24 protein-coding genes are annotated in these 22,656 nt (G+C 58.7%); 10 read left to right on the top strand and 14 right to left on the bottom strand.

Annotated features, from left to right (window positions below; all coding sequences use genetic code 11):
• The first annotated feature begins 14 nt into the window (after positions 1-14).
• Positions 15-1,361, top strand: coding sequence for a DEAD/DEAH box helicase (locus tag ACR0JI_RS01715; protein ID WP_480493040.1), 1,347 nt, complete (start codon positions 15-17; stop codon positions 1,359-1,361).
• Here the strand turns inward: ACR0JI_RS01715 and ACR0JI_RS01710 are convergent.
• The 3 genes from ACR0JI_RS01710 to ACR0JI_RS01700 are packed head-to-tail and all read right to left on the bottom strand — an operon-like array spanning position 1,358 to position 3,380.
• Positions 1,358-2,260, bottom strand: a complete 903-nt coding sequence (locus ACR0JI_RS01710; protein ID WP_480493039.1) for an EamA family transporter — start codon at positions 2,258-2,260, stop codon at positions 1,358-1,360. The two genes, ACR0JI_RS01715 and ACR0JI_RS01710, sit on opposite strands and share 4 nt — an antisense overlap.
• A gap of 21 nt (positions 2,261-2,281) precedes the next feature.
• On the bottom strand, positions 2,282-3,184 hold the full coding sequence (locus tag ACR0JI_RS01705) for a fatty acid desaturase (protein ID WP_480493038.1): 903 nt from the start codon (positions 3,182-3,184) through the stop codon (positions 2,282-2,284).
• Entirely contained in the window at positions 3,177-3,380 is a 204-nt protein-coding gene (locus ACR0JI_RS01700) for a DUF2061 domain-containing protein (RefSeq protein WP_267366130.1), read from the bottom strand. The genes ACR0JI_RS01705 and ACR0JI_RS01700 overlap by 8 nt, the downstream gene beginning before the upstream one ends.
• A gap of 105 nt (positions 3,381-3,485) precedes the next feature.
• On the opposite strand from ACR0JI_RS01700, the gene ACR0JI_RS01695 reads away from it, so the two are divergent.
• Together ACR0JI_RS01695 and ACR0JI_RS01690 are read left to right on the top strand one after the other, a co-directional pair.
• The gene (locus ACR0JI_RS01695) at positions 3,486-4,355 is read left to right on the top strand and encodes a helix-turn-helix domain-containing protein (RefSeq protein WP_267366129.1); all 870 of its coding nucleotides are present in this window, start codon (positions 3,486-3,488) and stop codon (positions 4,353-4,355) included.
• Positions 4,356-4,434: 79 nt separating this feature from the next.
• Positions 4,435-4,617 (top strand): hypothetical protein, encoded by a 183-nt coding sequence (locus ACR0JI_RS01690; RefSeq protein ID WP_480493037.1) that lies wholly within the window; start codon positions 4,435-4,437, stop codon positions 4,615-4,617.
• Position 4,618: 1 nt separating this feature from the next.
• Here the strand turns inward: ACR0JI_RS01690 and ACR0JI_RS01685 are convergent, their stop codons facing one another.
• The 3 genes from ACR0JI_RS01685 to bcoG all read right to left on the bottom strand — a co-directional run bounded on the left by ACR0JI_RS01685 (position 4,619) and on the right by bcoG (position 7,840).
• Entirely contained in the window at positions 4,619-5,377 is a 759-nt protein-coding gene (locus ACR0JI_RS01685) for an SDR family oxidoreductase (RefSeq protein WP_480473170.1), read from the bottom strand.
• Entirely contained in the window at positions 5,374-6,840 is a 1,467-nt protein-coding gene (locus tag ACR0JI_RS01680) for a carnitine 3-dehydrogenase (protein WP_480493158.1), read from the bottom strand. The genes ACR0JI_RS01685 and ACR0JI_RS01680 overlap by 4 nt, the downstream gene beginning before the upstream one ends.
• Before the next feature lie 85 nt (positions 6,841-6,925).
• Complete coding sequence (bcoG, locus tag ACR0JI_RS01675; protein WP_480493036.1) at positions 6,926-7,840, bottom strand: 3-dehydrocarnitine:acetyl-CoA trimethylamine transferase BcoG; 915 nt, start codon at positions 7,838-7,840, stop codon at positions 6,926-6,928.
• A gap of 133 nt (positions 7,841-7,973) precedes the next feature.
• Between bcoG and ACR0JI_RS01670 the strand changes: the two genes are divergently transcribed.
• A complete protein-coding gene (locus tag ACR0JI_RS01670; RefSeq protein WP_480473174.1) occupies positions 7,974-8,960 on the top strand; it encodes a GlxA family transcriptional regulator in 987 nt (328 codons plus the stop codon).
• 67 nt (positions 8,961-9,027) lie between these two features.
• Here ACR0JI_RS01670 and ACR0JI_RS01665 read toward each other — a convergent pair whose 3' ends face one another.
• From ACR0JI_RS01665 to ACR0JI_RS01655, 3 genes are read right to left on the bottom strand one after another with little or no spacing between them, the layout of a single operon-like run.
• On the bottom strand, positions 9,028-10,074 hold the full coding sequence (locus ACR0JI_RS01665; protein ID WP_480493035.1) for an aldo/keto reductase: 1,047 nt from the start codon (positions 10,072-10,074) through the stop codon (positions 9,028-9,030).
• 29 nt (positions 10,075-10,103) lie between these two features.
• Positions 10,104-10,562 carry a DNA polymerase III subunit chi gene (locus ACR0JI_RS01660; RefSeq protein ID WP_480493034.1) on the bottom strand — a complete coding sequence of 153 codons (459 nt, stop codon included), beginning with the start codon at positions 10,560-10,562 and terminating at the stop codon, positions 10,104-10,106.
• A 4-nt stretch (positions 10,563-10,566) separates the two neighbouring features.
• Entirely contained in the window at positions 10,567-12,033 is a 1,467-nt protein-coding gene (locus tag ACR0JI_RS01655) for a leucyl aminopeptidase (protein WP_480493033.1), read from the bottom strand.
• 229 nt (positions 12,034-12,262) lie between these two features.
• On the opposite strand from ACR0JI_RS01655, the gene lptG reads away from it, so the two are divergent.
• From lptG to rsmA, 5 genes are all read left to right on the top strand, one after another.
• Positions 12,263-13,363, top strand: coding sequence for an LPS export ABC transporter permease LptG (gene lptG, locus ACR0JI_RS01650; RefSeq protein ID WP_480480588.1), 1,101 nt, complete (start codon positions 12,263-12,265; stop codon positions 13,361-13,363).
• Positions 13,363-15,525, top strand: a complete 2,163-nt coding sequence (locus ACR0JI_RS01645) for an LPS-assembly protein LptD (protein ID WP_480493032.1) — start codon at positions 13,363-13,365, stop codon at positions 15,523-15,525. Before lptG ends, ACR0JI_RS01645 begins: the two co-directional genes overlap by 1 nt.
• Positions 15,516-16,769 carry a peptidylprolyl isomerase gene (locus ACR0JI_RS01640; protein ID WP_480493031.1) on the top strand — a complete coding sequence of 418 codons (1,254 nt, stop codon included), beginning with the start codon at positions 15,516-15,518 and terminating at the stop codon, positions 16,767-16,769. Before ACR0JI_RS01645 ends, ACR0JI_RS01640 begins: the two co-directional genes overlap by 10 nt.
• The gene (gene pdxA, locus ACR0JI_RS01635) at positions 16,766-17,731 is read left to right on the top strand and encodes a 4-hydroxythreonine-4-phosphate dehydrogenase PdxA (RefSeq protein ID WP_480493030.1); all 966 of its coding nucleotides are present in this window, start codon (positions 16,766-16,768) and stop codon (positions 17,729-17,731) included. The genes ACR0JI_RS01640 and pdxA overlap by 4 nt, the downstream gene beginning before the upstream one ends.
• Positions 17,732-17,816: 85 nt before the next feature.
• Positions 17,817-18,659, top strand: a complete 843-nt coding sequence (rsmA, locus tag ACR0JI_RS01630; protein ID WP_480485400.1) for a 16S rRNA (adenine(1518)-N(6)/adenine(1519)-N(6))-dimethyltransferase RsmA — start codon at positions 17,817-17,819, stop codon at positions 18,657-18,659.
• Positions 18,660-18,714: 55 nt separating this feature from the next.
• Here the strand turns inward: rsmA and ACR0JI_RS01625 are convergent, their stop codons facing one another.
• The 3 genes from ACR0JI_RS01625 to prfA all read right to left on the bottom strand — a co-directional run bounded on the left by ACR0JI_RS01625 (position 18,715) and on the right by prfA (position 21,445).
• A complete protein-coding gene (locus tag ACR0JI_RS01625; RefSeq protein WP_480493029.1) occupies positions 18,715-19,308 on the bottom strand; it encodes a DUF4167 domain-containing protein in 594 nt (197 codons plus the stop codon).
• Between the two features lie 239 nt (positions 19,309-19,547).
• On the bottom strand, positions 19,548-20,393 hold the full coding sequence (prmC, locus tag ACR0JI_RS01620; protein WP_480473195.1) for a peptide chain release factor N(5)-glutamine methyltransferase: 846 nt from the start codon (positions 20,391-20,393) through the stop codon (positions 19,548-19,550).
• Positions 20,390-21,445: a peptide chain release factor 1 gene (prfA, locus tag ACR0JI_RS01615; protein WP_480493157.1), complete on the bottom strand. Its 1,056-nt coding sequence runs from the start codon at positions 21,443-21,445 to the stop codon at positions 20,390-20,392. Before prfA ends, prmC begins: the two co-directional genes overlap by 4 nt.
• 62 nt (positions 21,446-21,507) lie before the next feature.
• On the opposite strand from prfA, the gene ACR0JI_RS01610 reads away from it, so the two are divergent.
• Entirely contained in the window at positions 21,508-21,798 is a 291-nt protein-coding gene (locus tag ACR0JI_RS01610) for a hypothetical protein (RefSeq protein ID WP_480473197.1), read from the top strand.
• 3 nt (positions 21,799-21,801) lie between these two features.
• Here the strand turns inward: ACR0JI_RS01610 and ACR0JI_RS01605 are convergent, their stop codons facing one another.
• A complete protein-coding gene (locus ACR0JI_RS01605; protein WP_480493028.1) occupies positions 21,802-22,155 on the bottom strand; it encodes a DUF6404 family protein in 354 nt (117 codons plus the stop codon).
• Between the two features lie 35 nt (positions 22,156-22,190).
• Positions 22,191-22,595 (bottom strand): DUF1499 domain-containing protein, encoded by a 405-nt coding sequence (locus tag ACR0JI_RS01600; protein ID WP_480473201.1) that lies wholly within the window; start codon positions 22,593-22,595, stop codon positions 22,191-22,193.
• Between the last annotated feature and the right edge of the window lie 61 nt (positions 22,596-22,656).

Here is a 22,656-nt window from a genome sequence, read left to right as displayed (position 1 = left end):
TAAACCGGACTTACATGACAAAATTTAACGAACTGAACCTGAACCCGAAGGTCCTCAAAGCCATTGAGGAAGCCGGATACGAAACCCCAACTCCGATCCAGGCAGGTGCGATTCCACCCGCATTGGAAGGGCGCGATGTTTTGGGCATTGCCCAGACTGGTACTGGCAAAACCGCCAGCTTTGTTCTGCCGATGATCACACTGTTGGCCCGCGGTCGCGCACGTGCACGTATGCCACGTTCGTTGGTTTTATGCCCCACGCGTGAGCTGGCAGCGCAGGTAGCGGAGAACTTCGACACATACACCAAGCACCTGAAACTGACCAAAGCACTGTTGATCGGCGGCGTCAGCTTCAAGGAACAGGATGCCCTGATCGACCGGGGCGTCGACGTTCTGATCGCCACGCCGGGCCGTCTTCTGGATCATTTCGAGCGCGGCAAACTGTTGCTGACCGGTGTTCAGATCATGGTGGTGGATGAGGCGGACCGGATGCTGGATATGGGGTTCATCCCCGATATCGAGCGCATCTTCTCACTGACACCATTCACCCGGCAAACCTTGTTCTTCTCAGCGACAATGGCATCCGAGATCGAGCGGATCACCGATACGTTCCTGTCGGCCCCTGCCCGGATCGAAGTGGCCCGCCAGGCCACCGCATCCGAAACCATCGAACAGAGCGTCGTCATGTTCAAAGGTGGGCGCCGTGACCGCGAGGCCAGCAACAAGCGCGGCCTTCTGCGCGCGCTGATCGATGCCGAAGGTGACAAATGCACCAACGCGATCATCTTCTGCAACCGCAAGACAGATGTGGATATCTGCGCCAAGTCGCTGAAGAAATACGGTTACGACGCCGCCGCCATCCATGGCGATCTGGACCAGTCGCAGCGGATGAAAACATTGGATGGATTCCGTGACGGGTCCTTGCGCCTGCTGGTCGCCTCAGACGTGGCGGCACGCGGCCTGGATGTGCCAGCCGTCAGCCATGTGTTCAATTTCGACGTCCCCGGCCACCCCGAGGACTATGTCCACCGCATTGGCCGCACCGGCCGCGCCGGGCGCGAAGGCAAGGCCATCACAATCTGCTCGGGACGCGACGAAAAGGCACTGGTTGCGATCGAAAAGCTGATCCAGAAAGACATCCCGCGCATAGACAACCCAGTTCAGGAAGAGCCCAAGCCCGAACAGCCGAAGCCCGAGAAAAAGGCCAAGGCCCCCGAAAGCATGAAAGAAGGTAAAAAATATCGCGAGCCGAAGGGGCACAGTCGTGGGCGCAAGGAAGGCACCGGCCAGGCCGTCGTGGGCATGGGAGATCACCTGCCCAGCTTCATCGCGCTTAGCTTTGACGAACGTCGCGCCAGCTAGATTGCCAGCACAAGCGCTAAAATCGAGAACCCAAGCAACATCATCCCGGCGATCTCGCGCCGGGTGATCGTTTCTCGGAAGAATAGGATCGAAGCCATGAGGCTAAAGATCAGCTCTACCTGCCCCAGAGCTTTGACGTAAGCCGCATTCTGCAAGGTGAAGGCCCAGAACCAGCAAAACGAGCCACCGAGGCTGGTCAGGCCGACGAACACTCCGGTATTCCGCGTCTGCCAGACTGCGTGCAGTTCTGCGCGGTCGCGCCACAGCAGCCATATCCCCATGCTGGTAAACTGGAATGTCACCACCACTGCCAGTGTTACCAGCGCCCGGAACCACGCATCGATATCGCCCAGTTGCAGTGAAGCCCCACGATAGCTGACGGCGGAAAACGCAAACAAAACACCTGATCCAAGCCCCAATTGCGAAGCCCGATTGGTCAGATGGCGCCACCAGGGTCCGTCCCCTCCGGGTGTTTTTGACAACAAAAGCACAGCCATCAACCCCAACAGGATCGCGAACAATGCGCCGCGCGATACACTGTCCCCCAGGATCAAAAAGCCAACAATCGCGGTCTGGATCACTTCGGTTTTCTTGAAGGTAATTCCAACGGCAAAATTGCGTTGTTTGAACAGCGCCACCACGCAGATCGTAGCAAGGATTTGCGCTGTCCCGCCGATGACCGCGTAAAGCCAGAACAAACTGCTGAGCCGAGGCATGCTCGCCCCAGTTATCTGCAACGCAACACATAGCCCGATAACGGCCAACGGCATAGAATAGGCAAACCGCGCAAAAGTTGCACCTGCAGCAGACAGCTTCACGCTGGCTAGGGACTTTTGCAGCATGAAACGCACAGTCTGAAAACTGGCGGCGGCTATGGTGACAGGAATCCAGAGACTCATGCCACCCGTTGTGTCGTTAAATCAAGGCTTTGGCCAGAGAGGATGTGGCACAGGGTCTTTTGCGCGAACGAAATACTGCCGGAAGATCTGTGCATAGGACCGGTAAACATAAGCCTCATTGCAAGCCAAGTACCTGTCCTTTCCGTCCCGGTACAACGATGGCAGGCGATACCAAGGAGCGGCCGGATTCATATGATGAACGACGTGCAGGTTATTGTTCAGAAAAAGAAAAGCCAAAGGTCCGCTATCTTCGATGATCACCGTGCGGGCACGGGATTTTTCATGTGCACGATGCTCCAAAAATGTACGGATCTTCAAAAGCGACAACCCCAGATAGGCCGCGATCAGATAGGCCCAGACGGGCATGGTCGATTGCGCAACCACCCACAGCACCACCGCCGCACCGGGCAAATGCAAAGCCCATCCTAGCAGGATCGCCCTGTCCCCGCGCATAAATCCACGCCATTCGTCCCGCATAAACAGAACCTGACCAAGAGCAGGACCCAGCACCATCCGCCCCAACAGCGTGTTGTTCAGGCTCAGGATCATCTGCGCCAGCCGCGGCAATCCCGACCAGATATGCGGATCCAGATAATTCGATTCCGGGTCGTCATAAGGGTCCGTCAGGGTGGCATCCTGATGATGCGCCAGATGCAGGTCCCGAAAGCGGCTATACGGAATGGCCAATGTCAACGGCAGTGCCATCAACGTCTCGTTCAGCCATTTGGCACGAAAGGGGTGCCCATGCAGGGCTTCATGCGTCAGTGACGAATGCAGAGCCGCAACGACACCCAGAGCCGGGACTGCCAACCACAAGGATGCAAGCGCCAACCAAAACAAACCGGCAAGCCATGCCGCATAACACAAGACAATCAGGAATAACGTGCCCCATTCGGGTGATTTGGGTGCAGCGGGATCAGCCATTTCGTCCCCACGAAATGTTCGCCCAGATTCTTTCGTAAATCACGTACATCGTCAGGCCGATGGCCGTGTTCACCAACGCCAGCGCCCCTCCTACAGCGGCCGAGCCTGTTGCCAACAAGCCCACCATTGTCATGATCGCCAACCCCATCGCATTCCAAACGATTGCTTTCACGACTGATCTTCGCCGCGTTTCCATTCCGAACCCCGTTTTTTTCTTACTCAAAGCGTTACACCCGGACCCCGGCATTGAAAATTCTGAATATGATTAACAAAACTAATCAAATATGATAAAAATCACGGCATGCAGGAAAATATCGACAAGCGCGATCGTGCCGCGCAATTTCGTCTCCGCCTCGCCCGCGCGATGGAAGAGCGCCATGTCAGCCAAAGTGCCCTTGCGCGCAATATTGGCGTTGACCGCTCGACCGTTTCCCAATTGCTGACAGATCATGGCGCGCGGTTGCCCAACGCCCATGTTGTTGGCGGATGTGCAGCGGCGCTCGGCGTTTCGGCCGACTGGTTGCTGAGCCTATCTGACAGGCCGGAAAGCGCGGCTGAGCTTCTGGCTAGCTCGCTGACCTTTACCGAGGCCCCACGCGCCCTTGTCGATGAACGTATCTTCGAGTGGCATCAGGAGGCCGCCGGGTACAAAATCCGCTATGTCCCGGCCACCCTGCCCGACATGCTCAAGACGCGTTCGATACTGGAATGGGAATACGCCCCGCATCTGGGCCGGACCGCTGACCAAGCCATCGGCGCGTCGGCGGATCGTCTGGCATGGATGCGCAGCGCCCAGTCGGACTATGAGATCGCCATGCCGTTATTCGAAATCGAAAGCTTTGCAAGCGCCACTGGGTATTATCAGGGTCTCAGCCCCGAGGTTCGACTGGAACAGATCGATCACCTGTTGGCGCTGTGCGAACAGCTCTATCCGCGGATGCGTATCTATCTGTTTGACGCAAAACGGCTTTATTCCGCACCCGTGACGATTTTCGGCCCGCTGCTTTGTGTATTTTACGCAGGAAGTCACTATATGGCCTTCCGCGACCGGGATCGGATCGAGACATTCTCACGCCATTTCGACACACTTGTACGCGAGGCCGACGTGGCCGCCCGGGACTTTCCAAACCACCTGCGTCGCCTCAGAACGGCGGTTTCCCGCGACTGGTGATGCAGCACCATCCAACCTGTGCTATTCTACTTTGGCGCGAACCATAAGGCATTCCGAACACAGACGGAGGAGCACAGGAATGGACGCAATTCAAACTGCTCAATACGCACGTGCACTTTTTGCCGCCCATGGAGACCAAGCCGAGGCCGAAGCCGCGAAAAAAATGCGCGACTGCGAAGCTGCCGGGAATCGGCAGGAGGCCCAGGACTGGCAAGCGGTCCGTCGGACCATCCGCCAGATCCGTGGTCCAAACCAAGGCTGAGTTACAGTTTCGGGTCCGGGTTGACCGTGTGACCATCCACCGCGATCACCTGACCTGAAACCAGACGTGCCGCATCCGAGGCAAGGAATACTGCCATATTGGCGACATCCTGCGCTTCGACGAAGCGCCCCATTGAGGTGCCAGAGGCATAGCCCTGATAGACCTCGTCACGGGTCATGCCCTTGGCTGCGGCTTCACGGGTCAGGACGCCTTCCATCCGAGGGCCTTCAACTGCGCCCGGACAAATGGCATTGGCACGAATGCCATAGGGCCCCAACTCCATGGCCAGCGTCTTCATCAACCCAATGACGGCCCATTTTGCCGACGCATAGGGCGCACGGAACGGGTAGCCATACTGCCCGGCTGTCGACGAGGTCAGAATGATACTGCCCGCCCGCGCCGATTTCATCAGCGGCGCTGCATGTTTTGCCGCCAGAAAAGCACCGTCCAGATTGACCGCGACACAAGCACGCCACGCGTCCAGATCAATATCCTCAATAGCATTTGTCGGGCCGGCAATACCGGCATTGGCGCAGAGCACATCCAACCCGCCCGTCGACCTGATGGCGTTAAATACCGCGCGCATGTCAGCCTCGTCCGCAACATCCGCTCGGTGCCCGGTCCAATGATCGGGCAAAGTATCCAACGCCGCCTGATCGATATCAGTAACTCGGACGTCATAGCCAACCGCATCAAACGCCTCGGCCATGGCCCGGCCGACGCCTGACGCGCCAGCCGTCACCAGAACCCGGCGCGTCATGAAGGCTTCCTGATCGCTGCGCCTGCGCCCTCGGGGTAAGGTAATCCGGCCTGAGCCTCGGCAACCCGCGTCATAGCTGCCTCAATTTCAGCAGATGGCAGGCTGGGGCGACGGGTTTCCAGACTGACATGCAGCAGAAAACTTTCGCCCGTGGCCAGAAGCTTGTCGCCCTCGTACATGCTGTGAAACACGTGCAGTTTCTTGCCTTGCCCCAACAGCATCTGCGTGCGCACGTCGATTTTTGCACCAGCATGAGCTTCATCTACATAACGAATGTGGTTCTCCGCCGTGAAATAGCTGCCACCCGAGGCGATGTAATCCGCATCGCATCCGATGATTTCCATGAACCGATCGGTGGCAGCGGCAAAGGCCTCCAGATATTTCGCTTCGTTCATGTGGCCGTTGTAATCCGTCCAGTCCAGAGGAACAGCCCGCGACAGGGTCAGGATGGGCTGGCTCAGATCCGCTTGATCCAGCGTCGGCAGCGCTCCGGGTTTCAACCGTGCATCATGTTGGTTCAGCACCGCACCCGCGCCGTAATTCTGCGCCTTGAGGGCCCGCATCATACCGACAAGGTTGTTATCGCGAATGCGCTCCAGCTCTCGGATCGAATGCATCCCGGATTGTGCGTCAGATTGATTGGCGATCAAATCGACCAGTTCGTCAGTGAACTCGGGAACATCCATCAACTTGGTCCAAGGCCATTTCAAGGCAGGCCCGAACTGCGCCATGAAATGCCGCATCCCCGCCTCGCCCCCGGCCACGCGGTAGGTTTCGAACAGACCCATCTGCGCCCAGCGGATGCCGAAACCCATACGGATGGCCTCGTCAATTTCTTCGGTTGTCGCGATGCCATCCTTGACCAGCCAAAGCGCCTCGCGCCAGACAGCTTCCAGGAACCGGTCGGCGATATGCGCATCGATCTCTTTCCGGACATGCAACGGGAAGAACCCAAGCGATTTCAACAGGTCCTGGGCCTGTTTGATCATCTCGGGCGGGTTCTTGTCCGTTGGTACAAGCTCGATCAAAGGCAGCAGGTAAACCGGGTTGAAGGGGTGCGTCACCACGATCTGCTCGGGGCGCAGCGCTCCGCCCTGAAGTTCGGACGGCTTGAACCCGCTTGTCGAGGATCCAATGATCGCGCCCGGATCGCAAGCCTCCTGCAAGCCTTTGTAAACCTTCAGTTTCAGATCCAGACGCTCCGGCACGCTCTCCTGTATCCAACGCGCACCCTTAACCGCTTCGGCCATGTCGCTGTGAAAGCTCAGCGCACCCTCGGCTGGCAACGGAACGTCACTCAGCCCCGGCAAGGACCGTCTTGCGTTGTCCAACACCTCGCCAATCTTGCGTTCCGCCTCGGGATCAGGGTCAAACACCCGCACATCCCAGCCATTGAGCAGGAACCGCGCAGCCCATCCGCCGCCGATAACTCCGCCCCCAATAATTGCCGCCGTTTTCATGATTCCCCACCTACTGGCTGCTCATGTTTCATCTTTTTAGAAATACTCCGGGGGCTTGGGGGCTGGCCCCCAAAAACCCGCGTGTCCATTATTTTGCAACAGGTGCCTGCTTGGTCAGCCCCAGCTTCGCACGGACTTCGTCAGGGCCGATCACACGCGCGCCCATATTCTCGATGATGGATCCTGCACGTTCCACCAGTTGCCAGTTCTCGGCCATTACGCCCTTATCCAGCCACAGGTTGTCCTCAAGCCCAACGCGCACATTGCCGCCCGCCAGAACCGAAGCCGCGACAAACGGCATCTCGTTCCGTCCCAGTGAAAACGCGCTGAAGGTCCAGTCATCCGGCACGTTGTTCACCATCGCCATAAAGGTATTCAGATCATCCGGCGCGCCCCACGGTACCCCCATGCACAGCTGGACCAAAGCGTTTGGTGCCAGAATCCCTTCCTTCACCAGTTGCTTTGCAAACCACAGGTGGCCAGTGTCAAAGGCTTCGATCTCGGGTTTGACACCCAGGTCGGTCATCATTTTGCCCATGGCGCGCAATGCACCAGGCGTATTCGTCATAACATAATCAGCCTCGGCAAAGTTCATTGTGCCGCAGTCTAGGGTGCATATCTCGGGCAAACATTCGGCAATATGCGCCACACGTTCGGATGCTCCGACCATGTCCGTGCCCGCGGCCACGGGAAACGGGTTTTCAACACCGCCGAACACGATGTCGCCGCCCATGCCGGCCGTCAGATTCAATACGACGTCCACATCAGCGTCGCGGATGCGGTCTGTCACCTCGCGATACAGATCCAATCGGCGGCTTGGCACACCGGTCTCGGGGTCGCGCACGTGGCAGTGTACCACTGCCGCACCGGCCTTGGCGGCAGCGATTGCGCTGTCGGCGATCTGCTGTGGTGACCGCGGCACATGCGGGCTGCGGTCCTGCGTCCCGCCCGAGCCGGTTACGGCACAGGTAATAAAGACTTCGCGGTTCATTTCCAGAGGCATGGTGTTTTCCCCAAGTTATACCCGGTTCTGCCTTGGGTTTTCCCCAGGCTTTTCCCCGGATTCCGATTTGCGTTCTGACCCGACTCTGGCGCAGCTTTGGGAAAACCACTTGGCAATATGCGAATCAAACTTGATGAAATCCGCAAAAAACATACTGCAACCGGAACACCGCGCCCTGAAAACCGCGGTGCTTGTGCTGGACGAATGCAACACGCTCAGCTTTGCCTCTGCGGTGGACCCGATGCGGGCCGCGAACCGTCTGGCGGACCGCCCGGCCTTTGACTGGGACTATGTGACCGCATCGCCAGAACCCGCGGTGCTGACTAGCGCGTTGCAAGTGCCTGGTATTCCACTGGCCCGGTTGCAATCCTGCGACCTGATGATCGTGGTCGCCGGGTTCCAACTGGCCCGACACGCCACCCCCAGCCTGCTGGCTGGTCTGCGGCGCATCGCGGGCACAGGCGCAACGATGGCAGGCATTGATGGCGGCCCGTGGCTCCTGGCCGAGGCCGGGCTACTGGATGGCCATCTGGCAACAACCCACTGGGAAGACCTAGAAAATTTCGCCACGCGGTTTCCCGAAGTTGATGTGCGCACCGACCGCTTCGCCGTTTCGGGCAATCGACTGACTTCGGGTGGCGCAATTCCGGCTGTCGAGATGATGCTGCACATCATCGCCGCCCGTCATGGCGCAAGTTTCGCCGCGCGCGTTGCGGGCCTGTTCCTTTACGATGGTGCTCCGGACCCTGGAAAACCGCAAAGCCGCACAGGCGCACCCCATCGCCACACAGCACTGACCGCCAAGGCCAACTCGATGATGCAGGCGTCACTGGATGATCCTCTGCCGCTGGCCTTTATCGCAGACCGCCTGGGCACCAGCCCACGGACGCTGCAACAACAGTTCCGACTGCGCCTGAACACGACGCCGCAGGACCACTATCTGCAGCTGCGCCTGGCCGAGGCCCGCCGTCTGGTCACCGACACCGACATGCCACTGATGGATGTGGCGCTCGCCACCGGCTTTGCATCGCAATCCAGCTTTGCCCGCGCTTTCCGCACCGCCCACGGTCAATCGGCCCGCGACCTGAGACACGAACGCGCGCATCCCACCCATCACTGACCGGATCCTTCTTCATCTGGCCAAAAATATCCCGGGGGCGTCGCCAAAGGCGACGGGGGCAGAGCCCCTAAAACGGCATCGGGTGCGCCCGATGTGCCCTGCTGATCTCGGCCAACACATCCTTGGATAATTCTAGATCCACGCCCGCCAGAAGATGATCCAGCTGCGCGACGGTCGTGGCCCCGAAGATTGCCGACATCATGAAAGGGCGCGTCCGGCACCACGCCAGCGCCATATGCACCGGATCCAGACCATGCCGCGCGGCGATGTCCAGATAAGCTGCAACCGCCTCGAAAACACGACCGGATTTCCGGCCGCCCATCTCTGGCACAAATGACATACGCGATCCGTCGGGCACGCAGTCGTTTTGGTACTTTCCGGTCAAAAATCCTGCTGCCAAAGGGGAAAACGCCATCAGCCCAACATCTTCATGCACACTCAACTCACCCAGGTCGGTGTCGAAATGGCGGCACAGCAATGAATATTCGTTCTGCACAGATGCCACACGCGGCGCCCCCATCTGTTCGGCCAGCCGCAGCCATTGCGCGGTTCCCCAAGCACTTTCATTCGACAGGCCAAAGGCACGGATATTGCCCTTGTCCACCTGAGCCTGCAGTGCCTCAAGGCATTCCTGCATGTTGCTCAGCACTTCGTCTGTGTATTCGCCAGACGGCGCATAATCCCAATTCTGCCGAAACATATAGCTGCCCCGATTGGGCCAGTGGAACTGGTAGAGGTCGATGTACCCGGTCTGCAATCGTCGCAAAGACCCCTCAATCGCTTCGGGTATGGTGCGGGCGGTGATCGGCGCACCATCACGGACAAAGGACAGCCCCGCGCCGGAATGCTTGGTCGCCAGAACATAATCACCCCGGCGGGTAGGATTGGCGGCATTCCAGTTTCCCAAAATCTCTTCGGTGCGCCCGATCGTTTCCTTCGCGACAGGGTTCACCGGGTACATTTCGGCCGCGTCGACAAAGTTGATCCCCGCGTCCAGCGCCATATCCATCTGCCGGTGCGCATCCGTTTCAGATGTTTGAGAGCCAAATGTCATCGTGCCAAGGCACAGATCGCTCACCATAATTCCGGTACGGCCCAAAGGCTTCTTCTGCATCGTCGTATCTCCTGAAAATTGCGGGCCGGTCAGGCTTCGGCCTTTTTCTCCCACCGCCCGGACTCCTCCGACCAGTATTGTGCGGAACATCCGGCATCCGTCAGCGCTTTCCACTGCCCGCGCGCGTGTTGTACAGCCATGTCGTCATTGCCATCGAACAGGATACAAACCCGTTCCAGCGCGGCGACTTCTTCCGCCTCGACCGGCGCTCCATCCACGGCCATGATGCAGGTCGCGCCATTTCCCGCCACGGCGCTGGTGGTCAGCAGGATCGGCTGGTCCGCGTCATGCGGACCGCCTGCGCGACCATGGGGCACGAACCCGTCCTCGGGTCCCAGCCAAAGTTTTTCATCCAGCCAGTCCATCCGTGCAGGGTCAGTACCCCGCACGGCTATCCGCCACCCGGCTTGCCGCGCCTTGTCCAGCAGCGCAGGCAAGGTGTGCTCCAGCGGCTGGCGGGTCAGGTGGTAGAAATAGACAGCGCCCATATGCCTACTCGAAATTGTCCTGCACAAACCGGCTCAGTGCGCGCACACCCCAGCCGGTGGCGCCTTTGGGCGCATAAGATGTCTCGTCGGCAACCGAGGCGACCCCCGCGATATCCAGGTGAATCCACGGCGTTTCCTCTTTCACGAAACGCTGCAGGAATTGCGCGGCGGTGACTGAACCCGCGGGACGACCGCCCACGTTTTTCATGTCGGCAATGCGCGATTTCAGCAACTTGTCATAGGCATCGCCCAATGGCATCCGCCAGGCGCCTTCATCCTCGGTCTTGGCTGATTTCAGGAAGGCATCGCAGAATGTGTCATTGTTCGAAAAGACACCAGCATTCTCATGGCCCAACCCGATAATGATCGCACCGGTCAAAGTTGCCAGATCGATCATGCCGACCGGCTTGAACCGTTCCTGCGCGTACCACATCACGTCACACAGAACCAGGCGGCCCTCGGCGTCGGTGTTGATGATCTCGACCGTATCACCTTTCATAGACCTGACCACATCACCCGGACGGGTGGCGTTACCCGAGGGCATATTCTCGACCAGACCAACCAGCCCAACGACATTGGCTTTTGCCTTGCGCTTGGCCAGCGCGCGCATGGTGCCCGCAACAACGCCGGCGCCGCCCATGTCCATGGTCATCTCTTCCATGCCGACGGCGGGTTTGAGCGAGATACCACCCGTGTCGAACACCACGCCTTTTCCGACCAAAGCCAGAGGCGCGTCGTCCTTGGCACCGCCATTCCACTGCATCACCACCACTTTCGAAGGGCTGTCCGAGCCCTGCCCGACGCTTAGCAATGTGCGCATTCCCAACTCGGCCAGCTTGTCTTCGTCCAGCACTTCGACCTCAAGACCCAGCTCCTGCATCTCAACCAGACGGTCCGCGAATTCGGTAGTGGTCAAAACATTTGCCGGTTCATTGGTCAGATCGCGCGTCATCCGAACGCCATCAGCAATTGCATAGAGAGGTGCAAAATCTGCCTCGATCTCTGCAGGCTTTGCGTGGCTGATTGTCACTGTGCCAGCCTTCTGGCTTTCCTTAGTTTTATGCGCGTCGAATTCATAGCTGCGCAGAACAATCCCCAGTGCCAGATCCTCGGCCCGCGCGTGATTGCCAACCATCACTAGCATGTCCTTTCCGCCCGCCAGTTTGGCAAGGGCTGCACCTGCCTTTCGGGCTTCGCCGGCCTCGGGGCGACGTGGCAGAACCAGAACATCCAGCGCCTCAGCCGCCATCCCTGTGGGCCATGCCATCGAGGTGACGTCCCCTGTTTTGGATTTGCTGAAACTCTCGCTTTCAACAAGCCGCGCCAACCCGCCCTTCGTCAGACGGTTGGCTCTGCGGGCTGCCGGGCCCATCTTACCGTCATCCGGAATGATGATGGCGACGCGCCCTCCGGCCTGCGCCATAGCCTCCAGGTCAAATTCCTGAAAACGGATCGGTATCAGACTGCTCATTGTACACTCCTCGAATTCTGTTCCCCAAGACCTAGCCCGCGGGGCACGCATTGACCAGATAGCAGTTTTCCCCGCCTTTCAATTGCATTAAGGTCCCGAAAAAATGACCGGCAGGCTCGGGGGAGAAAGACGTGGTACGAGAGGGCAGGCATACGCCGTCGCGCACAGCATTGCGCAGGCGCGATATCAGCCCGACGCCCCGCACTACAGGCGCAGCGGGGTTGTGCCTATGATCCTGGACCGTTATTTCGCTCGCCGGTTCCTGCAAAGTTTCATGGTCATCGGAGGTATTTTCCTGACCTTGATGATTCTCATCGATCTGATCGAACAGATTCGCCGCTTTGACGATTTCGACCTGTCTTTTGCCCAGCTGCTGCACCTCACACTGCTGAATACACCAGCCGCCATCAGCGAAATGCTGCCTTTGCTGGTCATCCTGTCCACCATCGCGCTGTTCGTTGGGCTGGCACGTACGTCCGAACTTGTGGTGACCCGTGCAACTGGCCGCTCGGGCATCCGCGCTTTGGTCGCCCCTGTCCTGTTGTCGCTGATCATCGGCGCTCTGGCCGTTGCACTTTTGAATCCCATCGCAGCGGCCACATCCGAAGAGTTCCGCCGCTTGTCGGATTCATACCGAAACAACGGCAGTTCGGCCCTTTCGATCAGCAGCGAGGGCCTGTGGCTGCGCCAATCCGCCGAGAATGGGCAGGCCGTTATCCACGCCCGGGCCACATCGAACCAAGACAAGCTGCGGCTGGACGGTGTTACCGTCATCACCTTTGGGCGGGATGGCAAACCAACCCAGCAAATTGTTGCGGATCGGGCAGAGTTGGAAGACGGGAACTGGGTTCTGTATCAGGCAAAAACCTGGGCCTTGCAGGATGGGCAAAACCCTGAATCCAATTCAGTTGTGCACGAGCGTCTGGAGCTGCCGACCTCGCTGACCCGACAGCGGATCATGGATACGTTTGGGCAACAGGATTCGGTTTCTGTTTATGACCTGCCCCAGTTGATCAGCGACCTGCGCGAGGCGGGATTTTCGACCAAACAATATGAGGTTTGGCTGCAGGTACAGCTGGCCCGGCCTTTCTTTCTGATCTCGATGGTTCTGATCGGGGCCGCGTTTACCATGCGCCACGTTCGGTTCGGCGGCACAGGGATCGCCGTCCTGACAGCCGTTCTGCTTGGATTTGCCATCTATTTCGTGCGCAATTTCGCGCAAATCCTCGGGGAAAACGGACAATTGCCCATCTATATCGCTGCCTGGGCACCGCCCTTTGCCGCAATTCTGCTGTCTCTTGGTCTGCTACTGCATGCGGAGGACGGCTGATGCGGCATATCGTTCCTGTATTGCTTACAAGTGCACTGGCTTTGTCCGTCCCGGCGGGAACTGCAGCACAGACATCCCAAGGCCAGCCACAACCACAGGGCACACAAGCGCAGCAAGAGCCCGCCTTGCTGGTGGCCGACAAGGTATTCATCACGCCTGAGCGCAAACTTGTGGCTGAAGGCAATGTCGAAGCCTTTCAGGGCGACACCAAGTTGTCCGCCCATCGTATCACGTATGACCGCGAGACTGGCGAGCTGATACTGGAAGGCCCCATTCGTATCGATCAGGGTGGTCAGACCACGCTGCTGGCGGATTCAGGGCAACTGGACAGCGGAATTCAGAACGGACTGCTGATCGGCGCACGCATGGTGTTCGAACAGCAGGTACAAATCGCCTCGGTTCAGGCGAAACGGACCGCAGGTCGCTATACGCAATTCAGCAAGGTTTCGGCCACATCTTGTCATGTCTGCACCGACGGCAGGCCGCCTCTGTGGCAGATCAGGGCGCGCAAAGTCACGCATGATCAACTGGAACGGCAACTATATTTCGAAGGCGCGCAGCTTCGGGTGCTGGATTATCCGGTATTCTACTTTCCCTATCTGCGCTTGCCCGACCCAACGCTAGAGAGGGCAACCGGATTTCTGGTTCCTTCGATCCGCAGCACGTCGCAATTGGGCACTGGAGTTCAGGTCCCTTATTTCTTTAAACTTGGCGATCACAAGGACCTGACACTTACTCCTTACGTCTCAGCCAAGACGACAACGCTGGGATACCGCTATCGTCAAGCCTTTGTGAACGGACGCATTCAGGTGGAAGGCGCTTATACACGGGATGATGTGCAACCCGATCAGGATCGCGGCTACCTTTTTGCCACCGGCTGGTTCAATCTGAAGAACGATTTTCGTCTGACCTTCAATCTGGAAACCACATCCGACGATGCGTACCTGGCCGACTATGGCTTGCCGGATCTGGACCGTTTGCGCAGTGAAATCGCGCTGGAGAGGATCAATCGCGACAGCGCGTTCAAAACCAGCCTGATCTATTACAAAACACTGCGGGACAGCGAAAATCAGGACGAGATCCCGTCCCGCGTCTTCGATCTCAACTATGAAAAACGCTATTTTCCCAACACACTGGGCGGCGAGGTTCGGCTGGCTTTCATCGGCCACGCGCACGAACGTACCAGCAATACAGATGTTGTTGGCCGGGATATTGCACGGGCCACCTTCGACGCCGAATGGTTACGCAGCTGGACGTTCGCGTCGGGGCTGCGGGTCGATACGACGCTGGGGGCGTCGGTTGACACTTTCAACGTCCGCCACGACAGCAACTATCCAGACAACGTGACCCGATCTACACCGCGTGCGGCTTTGACACTCCGTTATCCAATGACACGGCGCGAGGAGTCGGGGGCAGTTCAGTTCCTCGAACCGATCGCACAGTTTGGATGGACACATGTGTCGGACACCGATGTTCCGAATGATGAAAGTACCTTTCAGGAATTCGATCAGGGCAACCTTCTATCCCTGTCGCGTTTCCCGGCTGAAGATCAGCGCGAGAACAGCGCCACCGGCGTGGTTGGCCTGAACTGGGCTCGGTATAGCGCGGGTGGCTGGCAGGCCCAGGCGACCGTGGGTCAGGTGTTTCGTGCTGACGCCGATCCGAATTTCACGCTGACATCGGGGTTGCAGGGCACATCGTCGGATTTGCTGGTGGCCGGGCAGATCAGCACGGCCAATGGCTGGTCACTTGCCGGGCGCGGTTTGATCGACGGTGATTTCAGCTTTGTCAAAGCCGAGCTGCGCGGCGCATGGGCATCCAAATATGCCGGCCTGTCTGGCAGCTATATCTGGCAGGAACCGGACCCGGCGGAAAACATCACCGAAGAAATCTCGGAAATTCTGCTGCTCGGGCGTTACCAGGTCGATCAGAACTGGCTGACAAATGCCCTGGCGCGCTACGATCTGGCCGAGTCGGAACCGATCCGGCTGGGTCTGGGCGTGACCTACCAGAACGAATGTGTTCAGGTTAACATGTCCGTAAGTCGGCGCTTTACTTCAACATCCACTATTGAGCCTTCGACAGAATTCGGCTTTACCCTTTCTCTGACAGGGTACGCCCTTGAAGGCGGTGGCAAGACATACAAGAGAACATGCAGTTGATATTAGGTTTCTCCAGGTTTCTCGGTTCCGGTTGGCTTAAGCCGGTCACACCGGCACTAGTTGCCGCAGTTTTTGCAATCGCGCCTCTTCAGGGCGGCGCGCAAAGCCTGTTCTCACCCGCGATCCGCGTCAATCAGGACATTGTCACCTGGTATGAGCTTGAACAGCGCTTGCAATTCCTGAATGTTCTGGGCCTGCCCGGTGGTAGCGAAGCTGACGTCAGGGATGCCTTGATTGATGAAAAACTGCGCAGGCAGGTCATGCGTGACGCCGGCGTGCAAGCGACGCCCGAGGCCGTTCAACTGGGCATCGACGAATTCGCCTCGCGCGGACAATTGTCATCCGAACAATTCCTAAAACTTCTCGGCGACGCGGGCGTCGACCCGGAAACGGTCCGGGATTATGTCGCCGATCAACTGGCATGGCGCGACTATATCAGTTCGCGCTATCTGTCGCAGGCCCGCCCGACCGAGGATGAGATCGATCGCGCTCTGGGCCAGACGGGCGGTGGCGGATTGCAGGTCCTGCTGTCCGAAATCATCATCCCGGTAAACCCGCAAACGGTTGCCCAGACCGAGCTGTTGGCCGAAGAAATCTCGCGGCTGGAAGGGCAAGACGCTTTTTCTGCCGCCGCGGCTCAGTATTCCGCAGCCGCAACACGGGGTCAGGGTGGACGTCTGGACTGGTTGAATATCTCGAACCTGCCCCCGGCGCTTCAACCTGTCATCCTGGGGCTTCAGACCGGTGAGATTACCGACCCGATCACCTTGCCGAACGCTGTTGCCCTGTTTCAGATGCGTGGCTTGCGCGAGGTCGCAACCGGCGCTCCGCGCATTTCAAAGTTGGATTATGCCGCCTATTACCTGCCAGGCGGGCGCAGCGCCGAAACCCTTTCGCGGGCCGCGAAGCTGAAAGAAGAAATCGACACTTGTGATGATCTCTATGGCATTGCCAAGGATCAGCCCGCCGAAGTTCTGGACCGGGTCGAAGCCGCGCCTTCCGAGGTGCCCGGTGATATTGCCGTAGAATTGGCCAAGCTGGACCGGAACGAAGCATCGGCGAATCTGACCCGCAACAATGGTCAGACGCTTGTGTTCCTGATGCTGTGCAACCGCACGCGGGATCTGGGCGAAGACACCTCTCGGGGCGATGTCGCCAATGCGCTTGCGCAGCAACGTCTTCAGGCCTTTGCGGCCAGCCTGGTGGAACAGCTGCGGGCTGACGCTGTCATTATTCAGGAATGATACGCCCCGTCGCGCTCAGCTGCGGCGAACCGGCCGGTATCGGCCCGGAAATCGCGGCCAAGGCGTGGGCTGAACTGCGCGATGCCTGCCCGTTTTTCTATATCGGGGACGCCAGCCACCTGCCCGCAGGCACTCCGGTTGCCAAAATCGAACATCCCGGTCAGGTCGCTGAAATCTGTGATCGGGCCCTGCCCGTTCTTCAGATGGACTTTCCCGCCCCTAACGTATTCGGCCAGCCAAACCCGGCCAACGCGCCGTCGGTGGTTGATGCCATCGAAACCGGCGCCGAACTGGTACAGACCGGTGAGGCCGCAGCGCTTTGCACTGCACCGATCAACAAGAAAGCCCTGATCGACGGCGCAGGCTTCACCTTTCCTGGCCATACCGAGTTTCTGGCAGCCCTTTCCGGAACCCGTCGGGTTGTCATGATGCTGGCCAGCGAGAGGTTGCGCGTCGTTCCAGCGACAATTCACATTCCATTGTCACAGGTTCCCGCGGCACTTACCCCTGATCTTCTGCGCGAAACGATTGAAATCACTGCACGCGGTTTGCGTGATCAGTTCGGTATCGCGCATCCCCGGATCGCAGTTGCAGGCCTGAACCCGCACGCAGGTGAAGGCGGCAAGATGGGCACAGAGGAGCTCGACTGGATTGCTCCGATGCTGGCCGATCTGAACCCCGAGGACGCGACAATTACAGGCCCCCACCCTGCGGATACGCTGTTTCACGCAGCCGCCCGCACCCGCTATGACGCCGCCATCGCCATGTATCACGATCAGGCCCTGATCCCGATCAAGACGCTGGATTTCGACCGGGGCGTGAATGTCACCCTTGGCCTGCCGTTTATCCGTACCTCGCCCGACCACGGAACAGCACTGGACATCGCGGGGAAAGGCATCGCCAACCCCTCCAGCCTGATCGAAGCCCTGAAACTTGCCCAACGCATGGTAAAAAGCTCTTGATCCTTCACCTGGCTGAAAATATCCCCGCCGGAGGCACAAAAATCTCGGGCACAGCCCCTTTAACTGGCGCCAAGGTATTCCGATCATGAGCGCTATAGACACGCTTCCCCCTCTGCGCGAGGTCATCGCAACCCACCAGCTTTCGGCGCGCAAATCGCTGGGGCAGAATTTCCTGTTGGATCTGAACCTGACTGCCAAGATCGCCCGACAGGCCGGCGATTTGTCAGAATGCGATGTGCTTGAAATCGGCCCCGGTCCCGGTGGGTTGACGCGAGGCCTGCTGTCCGAAGGCGCGCGCAAGGTCGTGGCCGTCGAAAAAGATACCCGGTGCATTGCCGCCCTGAACGACATCGCCGCCGCGTATCCGGGTCGGCTTGAGGTGATCAACGGCGACGCACTGGAGATCAACCCGCTTGAATATCTGACACCGCCAATCCGCGTCGCCGCCAACCTGCCCTACAATGTCGGCACCGAGCTGCTGGTGCGTTGGCTGACACCGCCCGAATGGCCCCCATTCTGGCAGAGCCTGACGCTGATGTTCCAACGCGAAGTGGCCGAGCGTATTGTTGCCCAACCCGGCAGCAAAGCCTATGGACGCCTTGCCATCCTTGCCCAATGGCGGGCAGAGGCACGTATCGCCATGTTGCTTCCCCCCGGGGCCTTCACTCCGCCGCCCAAGGTTTCAAGCGCCGTGGTCCACCTGACCGCCTTGCCCGAGCCACGCTATCCCGCCGATGCCGCCACCCTGTCGCGCGTCGTGGCTGCCGCCTTCAACCAACGCCGCAAGATGCTGCGCGCCTCACTCAAAGGCATTGCCCCGGATATCGAAGACCGCCTTCTGGCCGCAGGTATCAAGCCCACGGACCGTGCCGAGCAAGTCCCGCTGGAAGCGTTCTGCGCTTTGGCGCGCGAAGTTAAGAAAACCTGATCAAACAAAAAAGCCCCGAGTTTGACCTCGGGGCTTGGTTCATTGGGCGTCAGCTTTACTCAGCCGCCTCTGGAGCATCCCCGGTGTTGGCGGGTGCTTCCTCTTTTGCCTCGGGCGCAGCTTTGGGCTTCCGGGCGCGTGGCTTACGCGCGGGTTTTTCCTTGCGCGGAGCCTCTTCCGGTGTTTCAGCCGCCGGGGTTTCTTTGTTTTCCGGGGTCTCCACCAGACCGCTATCGGGCTCTGAAACTTGCTGAGACAGGTCCATTACATCAGGCTGCGGTGCTTCGGCCGGATCAGCCTGGCGGGTCGCTTCGCGTTCCTGACGTTCGGCACGTTCACGGTCGCGCTCGGCCTGGCGTTCGCGGTTCTGGCGCTCCTGCTCTTCACGGCGCGCGTCAATCTCGCGCTGCGCTTCGCTCAGCATCCGCAGGTAGTGTTCCGCGTGTTGCTGGAAGTTTTCTGCCGCCACGCGGTCATTCGACAGCTGAGCGTCACGTGCCAACTGGTTGTATTTATCAATAATCTGCTGCGGCGTGCCACGGACCTTGCCTTCGGGACCCGAGCTGTCAAAAACCCGGTTTACGACGTTGCCGCCAGAAGGACGATTGCGGTTATTCTTGGCCCGCGAACGGGGTTTGGAAGATCTCATCTTACTTTACGTCAGCCTTATCAATGCGCTGTCGCTCAACCCGTGTTTTGCACTGCTCTAAGGCGTTTGCCGTGACGGGAAGTCGACTTTTTGGGCTTGGCGTCAGGGGTGCGCTGCAACAGCGTCAACCTCGCCGACTAATCCTGAGTAAACATGTCCTGACGGCGCAGACAAGAGGAATCTCGGGTTTTCACAAGCTTTTTTGTTCGGGTTGGCGTTTTTTGCCGCAAACCCGCCACTCAACCCGGCATTCTTGCGCCGACAACGCGGTCGCGACCGTCCAGATCAGGGATGATCCGAACATCCACCAACCCGGCAGCGTCGAACAGGGCTGATACTTTTGCCGCCTGCGTCGGACCGATTTCGACAAGAATTCGCCCGCCCGGCAACAGAAAATCCGGGGTCGCAGCCGCGATCCGACGATACGCTCCCAACCCGTCCCCCTCATCCGTCAGAGCCATGCGCGGCTCATGCTCGCGCACTTCGGGCGACAGCTCTTCCATCTCAGACACTGAGATATATGGAGGGTTGGAAACAATCAGGTCGAATTGACCATTAATGTCTTCAAACCAGTTTGATCGAAGAATCTCAATCCGCGCCTCTACCTGATGCTGAACCGCATTGGCACTGGCTTGCAGGCAGGCGGCTTCGCTCAGATCGACACCCACGCCCGTGGAACTGCTGCGTTCGGCCAGAAGGGTTATCAGGATACACCCCGAGCCCAGCCCCAGGTCGAGGACATGATCAAATGGTTCGCTCAACGCCGCTTCGATAAGGGTTTCTGTTTCCGGGCGCGGATCAAGGACATCCCGGCTGACGCGAAACCTGCGGCCGTAAAACTCCCGCTCACCCAACAGATGCGACACCGGAACCCGAACGGCACGCAAGGAGATCAGCTGGTCATAACGCTCGGCGATTTCGGGCTGCAATTCTTCCGGGGCAATCAGTGTCACCCGGCTGGCTTCAATCCGTGCAGCGTGGGCCAGCAACAGACGCGCGTCGCGCGCCGGATCGTCCACACCGGCCGCACGCAGGCGCGCTGTCGCTGCTACCATGGCCTGTGCCGCTGTTTGCAGACCCGTCATTGTGCCATCTCGGCCAGCAGCCGGGCCTGATCGTCTGCCGTCAGCGTATCAATCACCTCGTCCAGATCGCCCTGCATCACCTGATCCAGCTTATATAGCGTCAGGTTGATCCGATGGTCGGTCATGCGCCCCTGCGGGAAGTTATAAGTACGAATGCGTTCCGAGCGATCCCCCGAGCCCACCTGACTGGCGCGATCTGCCGACCGTTCGCTGTCAATCCGCTGCCGTTCCAGATCATATAAGCGCGTCTTCAGAACCTGCATGGCGATCTCGCGGTTGCGATGCTGGGACTTCTCGGAACTCGTCACCACCAATCCCGTCGGAAGATGCGTGATCCGCACCGCCGAGTCGGTCGTGTTCACGTGCTGTCCGCCCGCGCCCGAGCTTCGCATCGTATCGATTCGGATATCATTGGCGTCGATCTGGATGTCTACATCCTCGGCCTCGGGCAGAACCGCCACAGTCGCCGCCGAGGTGTGAATGCGCCCGCCGCTTTCGGTTTCGGGCACGCGTTGCACCCGATGGACGCCGGATTCGTACTTCAGGCGCGCAAAGACATTGTCGCCTTTGATATGGGCGACCACTTCCTTGATGCCGCCCAGATCCGAGGCCTGTTCTTCGATAATCTCGAATTTCCAGCCACGCGCCTCGGCGTAACGCTGATACATGCGCAACAGGTCGCTTGCGAACAAAGCGGCCTCGTCCCCGCCGGTGCCGGGGCGGATTTCCAGCATCGCCGGACGGGCATCCGCCGCGTCCTTTGGCAACAATGCCAGTTGGAGCGCGTTTTCCGCCTTGGGGATGCGGGCCTGCAACTCGGGGATCTCCTCCTCGGCAAGCTCTTTCATGTCCGGGTCAGTCAGCATCGCCTGCGCCTCGGCCAGATCTCCCACCAGCTGTCGCCAGGCCATGATCTGATCGACGACAGGCTTGAGGTCGGAATATTCTTTGGCCAGCGCCGCTATGTCACCACCCGACGCGCCATCGGCCATGGCTGCCTCGAGGTACTGGAAACGCTGGGTGATCTGTTCAAGACGTTCTTCGGGGATCATCCCGGCGGTGTCTCTCATCCGGGGGCTTTGGTCAAGGGCAACGTCATGCTAAGCTTGCGGCCATGAAACGGGTTTTAATTACTCTGCTGCTGACAACGACGCCTGCATTCGCCGATTACATCGGCCCTGATGGCAAGACGCGGGATTGCTATTGCACTGACACATCCGGGTCTCGCATCGAACTGGGTGAGATGATCTGCCTTCAGGTCGACGGACGCATGTTCACGGCGCAATGCCAGATGTCCCTGAACGTTCCCATGTGGCGTGAGGTTCAGGAGGGGTGTTTGTCGTCTGGGTTACACTCGGACTGGCCAAATTTGGATACACCGCCAGATGGTGACAACGCTCTCTGAGCGCTACAAGTCTTCCCACTTGCTCAAATTGTATGCCCTGCGTTGGAACAGTCTGAGTGCGACTGTTAGCAAAGTAAGTGGTACGGCGGCCAACGCTGCAAAGCCAAATATATTGGGAAGGCAAAAGTTCTCACCAAGTATGACAGTTACCCCGGCCTGAACCGAAGCAATTATCAAGGTCAGCAAGACAAACACAGCAACATTGGTTAATGGCGATGCCCAATACAGAAAGGGTCTTGGTTCAAAGCCAAGTGCTTTCAATCGTTCAAGATCAGAATCAATTCTTATGTGCTGCTTAACACCGGCCTGCTCAATTTCAGCCAATGCATTATGGAACTTTTGCTCATAGTCATTCATACGTCCAATTTAGGAACTTTCCCCTTGATTTCAATCTATTGAAGTGCAGTCAACCACCCATCGACTCGCGCTCTGTTAACCCCGAAATCCTTGCGGCCAAATCGCAGGCGCCCATGAATGCGCAGGGTGTCACCATCCTGCTGAACCGTGGTGTAGTCGGGAAAGCCGATCCATTTCGTGCGGGTGATATAGGTGATCATACCCTCACTGACCGAACCTGCCAAAACCGTGGTGCGCGACGTGGCTTGGGCAATCTCGTCAAGACGCTGCAACCCGTCGGAGCCGGTTTCGACAACGCGCACCACACCACCGGGCAAATCCTGATTTTCGGTTGCAACAAAAGCGACGTGCCACCGCGTAGGGTCGGACGGTGCCAGGCGGACATAGCCGCCCGCCCCAACCACAAGCGCAATCACTGCCCCCAAAGCCACCTTTTTCATCCCGTTCTATCCTTTTTGGTGAACCCTAAGCGGAACAAAACCGGCGGCAAGACATTCCACC

This window comes from Ruegeria sp. N10 (genome assembly GCF_056531545.1).
Note: the sequence above shows the minus strand (reverse complement) of the source record. Positions and strands in the feature narration are given on the sequence as shown.

What these genes read in the sequence shown, in the direction of transcription:
- ACR0JI_RS01715 (WP_480493040.1), top strand. Translation starts at nt 15, where the DNA reads ATGACAAAATTTAACGAACTGAACCTGAACCCGAAGGTCCTCAAAGCC.
- ACR0JI_RS01710 (WP_480493039.1), bottom strand. Translation starts at nt 2,260, where the DNA reads ATGAGTCTCTGGATTCCTGTCACCATAGCCGCCGCCAGTTTTCAGACT.
- ACR0JI_RS01705 (WP_480493038.1), bottom strand. Translation starts at nt 3,184, where the DNA reads ATGGCTGATCCCGCTGCACCCAAATCACCCGAATGGGGCACGTTATTC.
- ACR0JI_RS01700 (WP_267366130.1), bottom strand. Translation starts at nt 3,380, where the DNA reads ATGGAAACGCGGCGAAGATCAGTCGTGAAAGCAATCGTTTGGAATGCG.
- ACR0JI_RS01695 (WP_267366129.1), top strand. Translation starts at nt 3,486, where the DNA reads ATGCAGGAAAATATCGACAAGCGCGATCGTGCCGCGCAATTTCGTCTC.
- ACR0JI_RS01690 (WP_480493037.1), top strand. Translation starts at nt 4,435, where the DNA reads ATGGACGCAATTCAAACTGCTCAATACGCACGTGCACTTTTTGCCGCC.
- ACR0JI_RS01685 (WP_480473170.1), bottom strand. Translation starts at nt 5,377, where the DNA reads ATGACGCGCCGGGTTCTGGTGACGGCTGGCGCGTCAGGCGTCGGCCGG.
- bcoG (WP_480493036.1), bottom strand. Translation starts at nt 7,840, where the DNA reads ATGCCTCTGGAAATGAACCGCGAAGTCTTTATTACCTGTGCCGTAACC.
- ACR0JI_RS01670 (WP_480473174.1), top strand. Translation starts at nt 7,974, where the DNA reads ATGAAATCCGCAAAAAACATACTGCAACCGGAACACCGCGCCCTGAAA.
- ACR0JI_RS01665 (WP_480493035.1), bottom strand. Translation starts at nt 10,074, where the DNA reads ATGCAGAAGAAGCCTTTGGGCCGTACCGGAATTATGGTGAGCGATCTG.
- ACR0JI_RS01660 (WP_480493034.1), bottom strand. Translation starts at nt 10,562, where the DNA reads ATGGGCGCTGTCTATTTCTACCACCTGACCCGCCAGCCGCTGGAGCAC.
- ACR0JI_RS01655 (WP_480493033.1), bottom strand. Translation starts at nt 12,033, where the DNA reads ATGAGCAGTCTGATACCGATCCGTTTTCAGGAATTTGACCTGGAGGCT.
- lptG (WP_480480588.1), top strand. Translation starts at nt 12,263, where the DNA reads ATGATCCTGGACCGTTATTTCGCTCGCCGGTTCCTGCAAAGTTTCATG.
- ACR0JI_RS01645 (WP_480493032.1), top strand. Translation starts at nt 13,363, where the DNA reads ATGCGGCATATCGTTCCTGTATTGCTTACAAGTGCACTGGCTTTGTCC.
- ACR0JI_RS01640 (WP_480493031.1), top strand. Translation starts at nt 15,516, where the DNA reads ATGCAGTTGATATTAGGTTTCTCCAGGTTTCTCGGTTCCGGTTGGCTT.
- pdxA (WP_480493030.1), top strand. Translation starts at nt 16,766, where the DNA reads ATGATACGCCCCGTCGCGCTCAGCTGCGGCGAACCGGCCGGTATCGGC.
- rsmA (WP_480485400.1), top strand. Translation starts at nt 17,817, where the DNA reads ATGAGCGCTATAGACACGCTTCCCCCTCTGCGCGAGGTCATCGCAACC.
- ACR0JI_RS01625 (WP_480493029.1), bottom strand. Translation starts at nt 19,308, where the DNA reads ATGAGATCTTCCAAACCCCGTTCGCGGGCCAAGAATAACCGCAATCGT.
- prmC (WP_480473195.1), bottom strand. Translation starts at nt 20,393, where the DNA reads ATGACGGGTCTGCAAACAGCGGCACAGGCCATGGTAGCAGCGACAGCG.
- prfA (WP_480493157.1), bottom strand. Translation starts at nt 21,445, where the DNA reads ATGATCCCCGAAGAACGTCTTGAACAGATCACCCAGCGTTTCCAGTAC.
- ACR0JI_RS01610 (WP_480473197.1), top strand. Translation starts at nt 21,508, where the DNA reads ATGAAACGGGTTTTAATTACTCTGCTGCTGACAACGACGCCTGCATTC.
- ACR0JI_RS01605 (WP_480493028.1), bottom strand. Translation starts at nt 22,155, where the DNA reads ATGAATGACTATGAGCAAAAGTTCCATAATGCATTGGCTGAAATTGAG.
- ACR0JI_RS01600 (WP_480473201.1), bottom strand. Translation starts at nt 22,595, where the DNA reads ATGAAAAAGGTGGCTTTGGGGGCAGTGATTGCGCTTGTGGTTGGGGCG.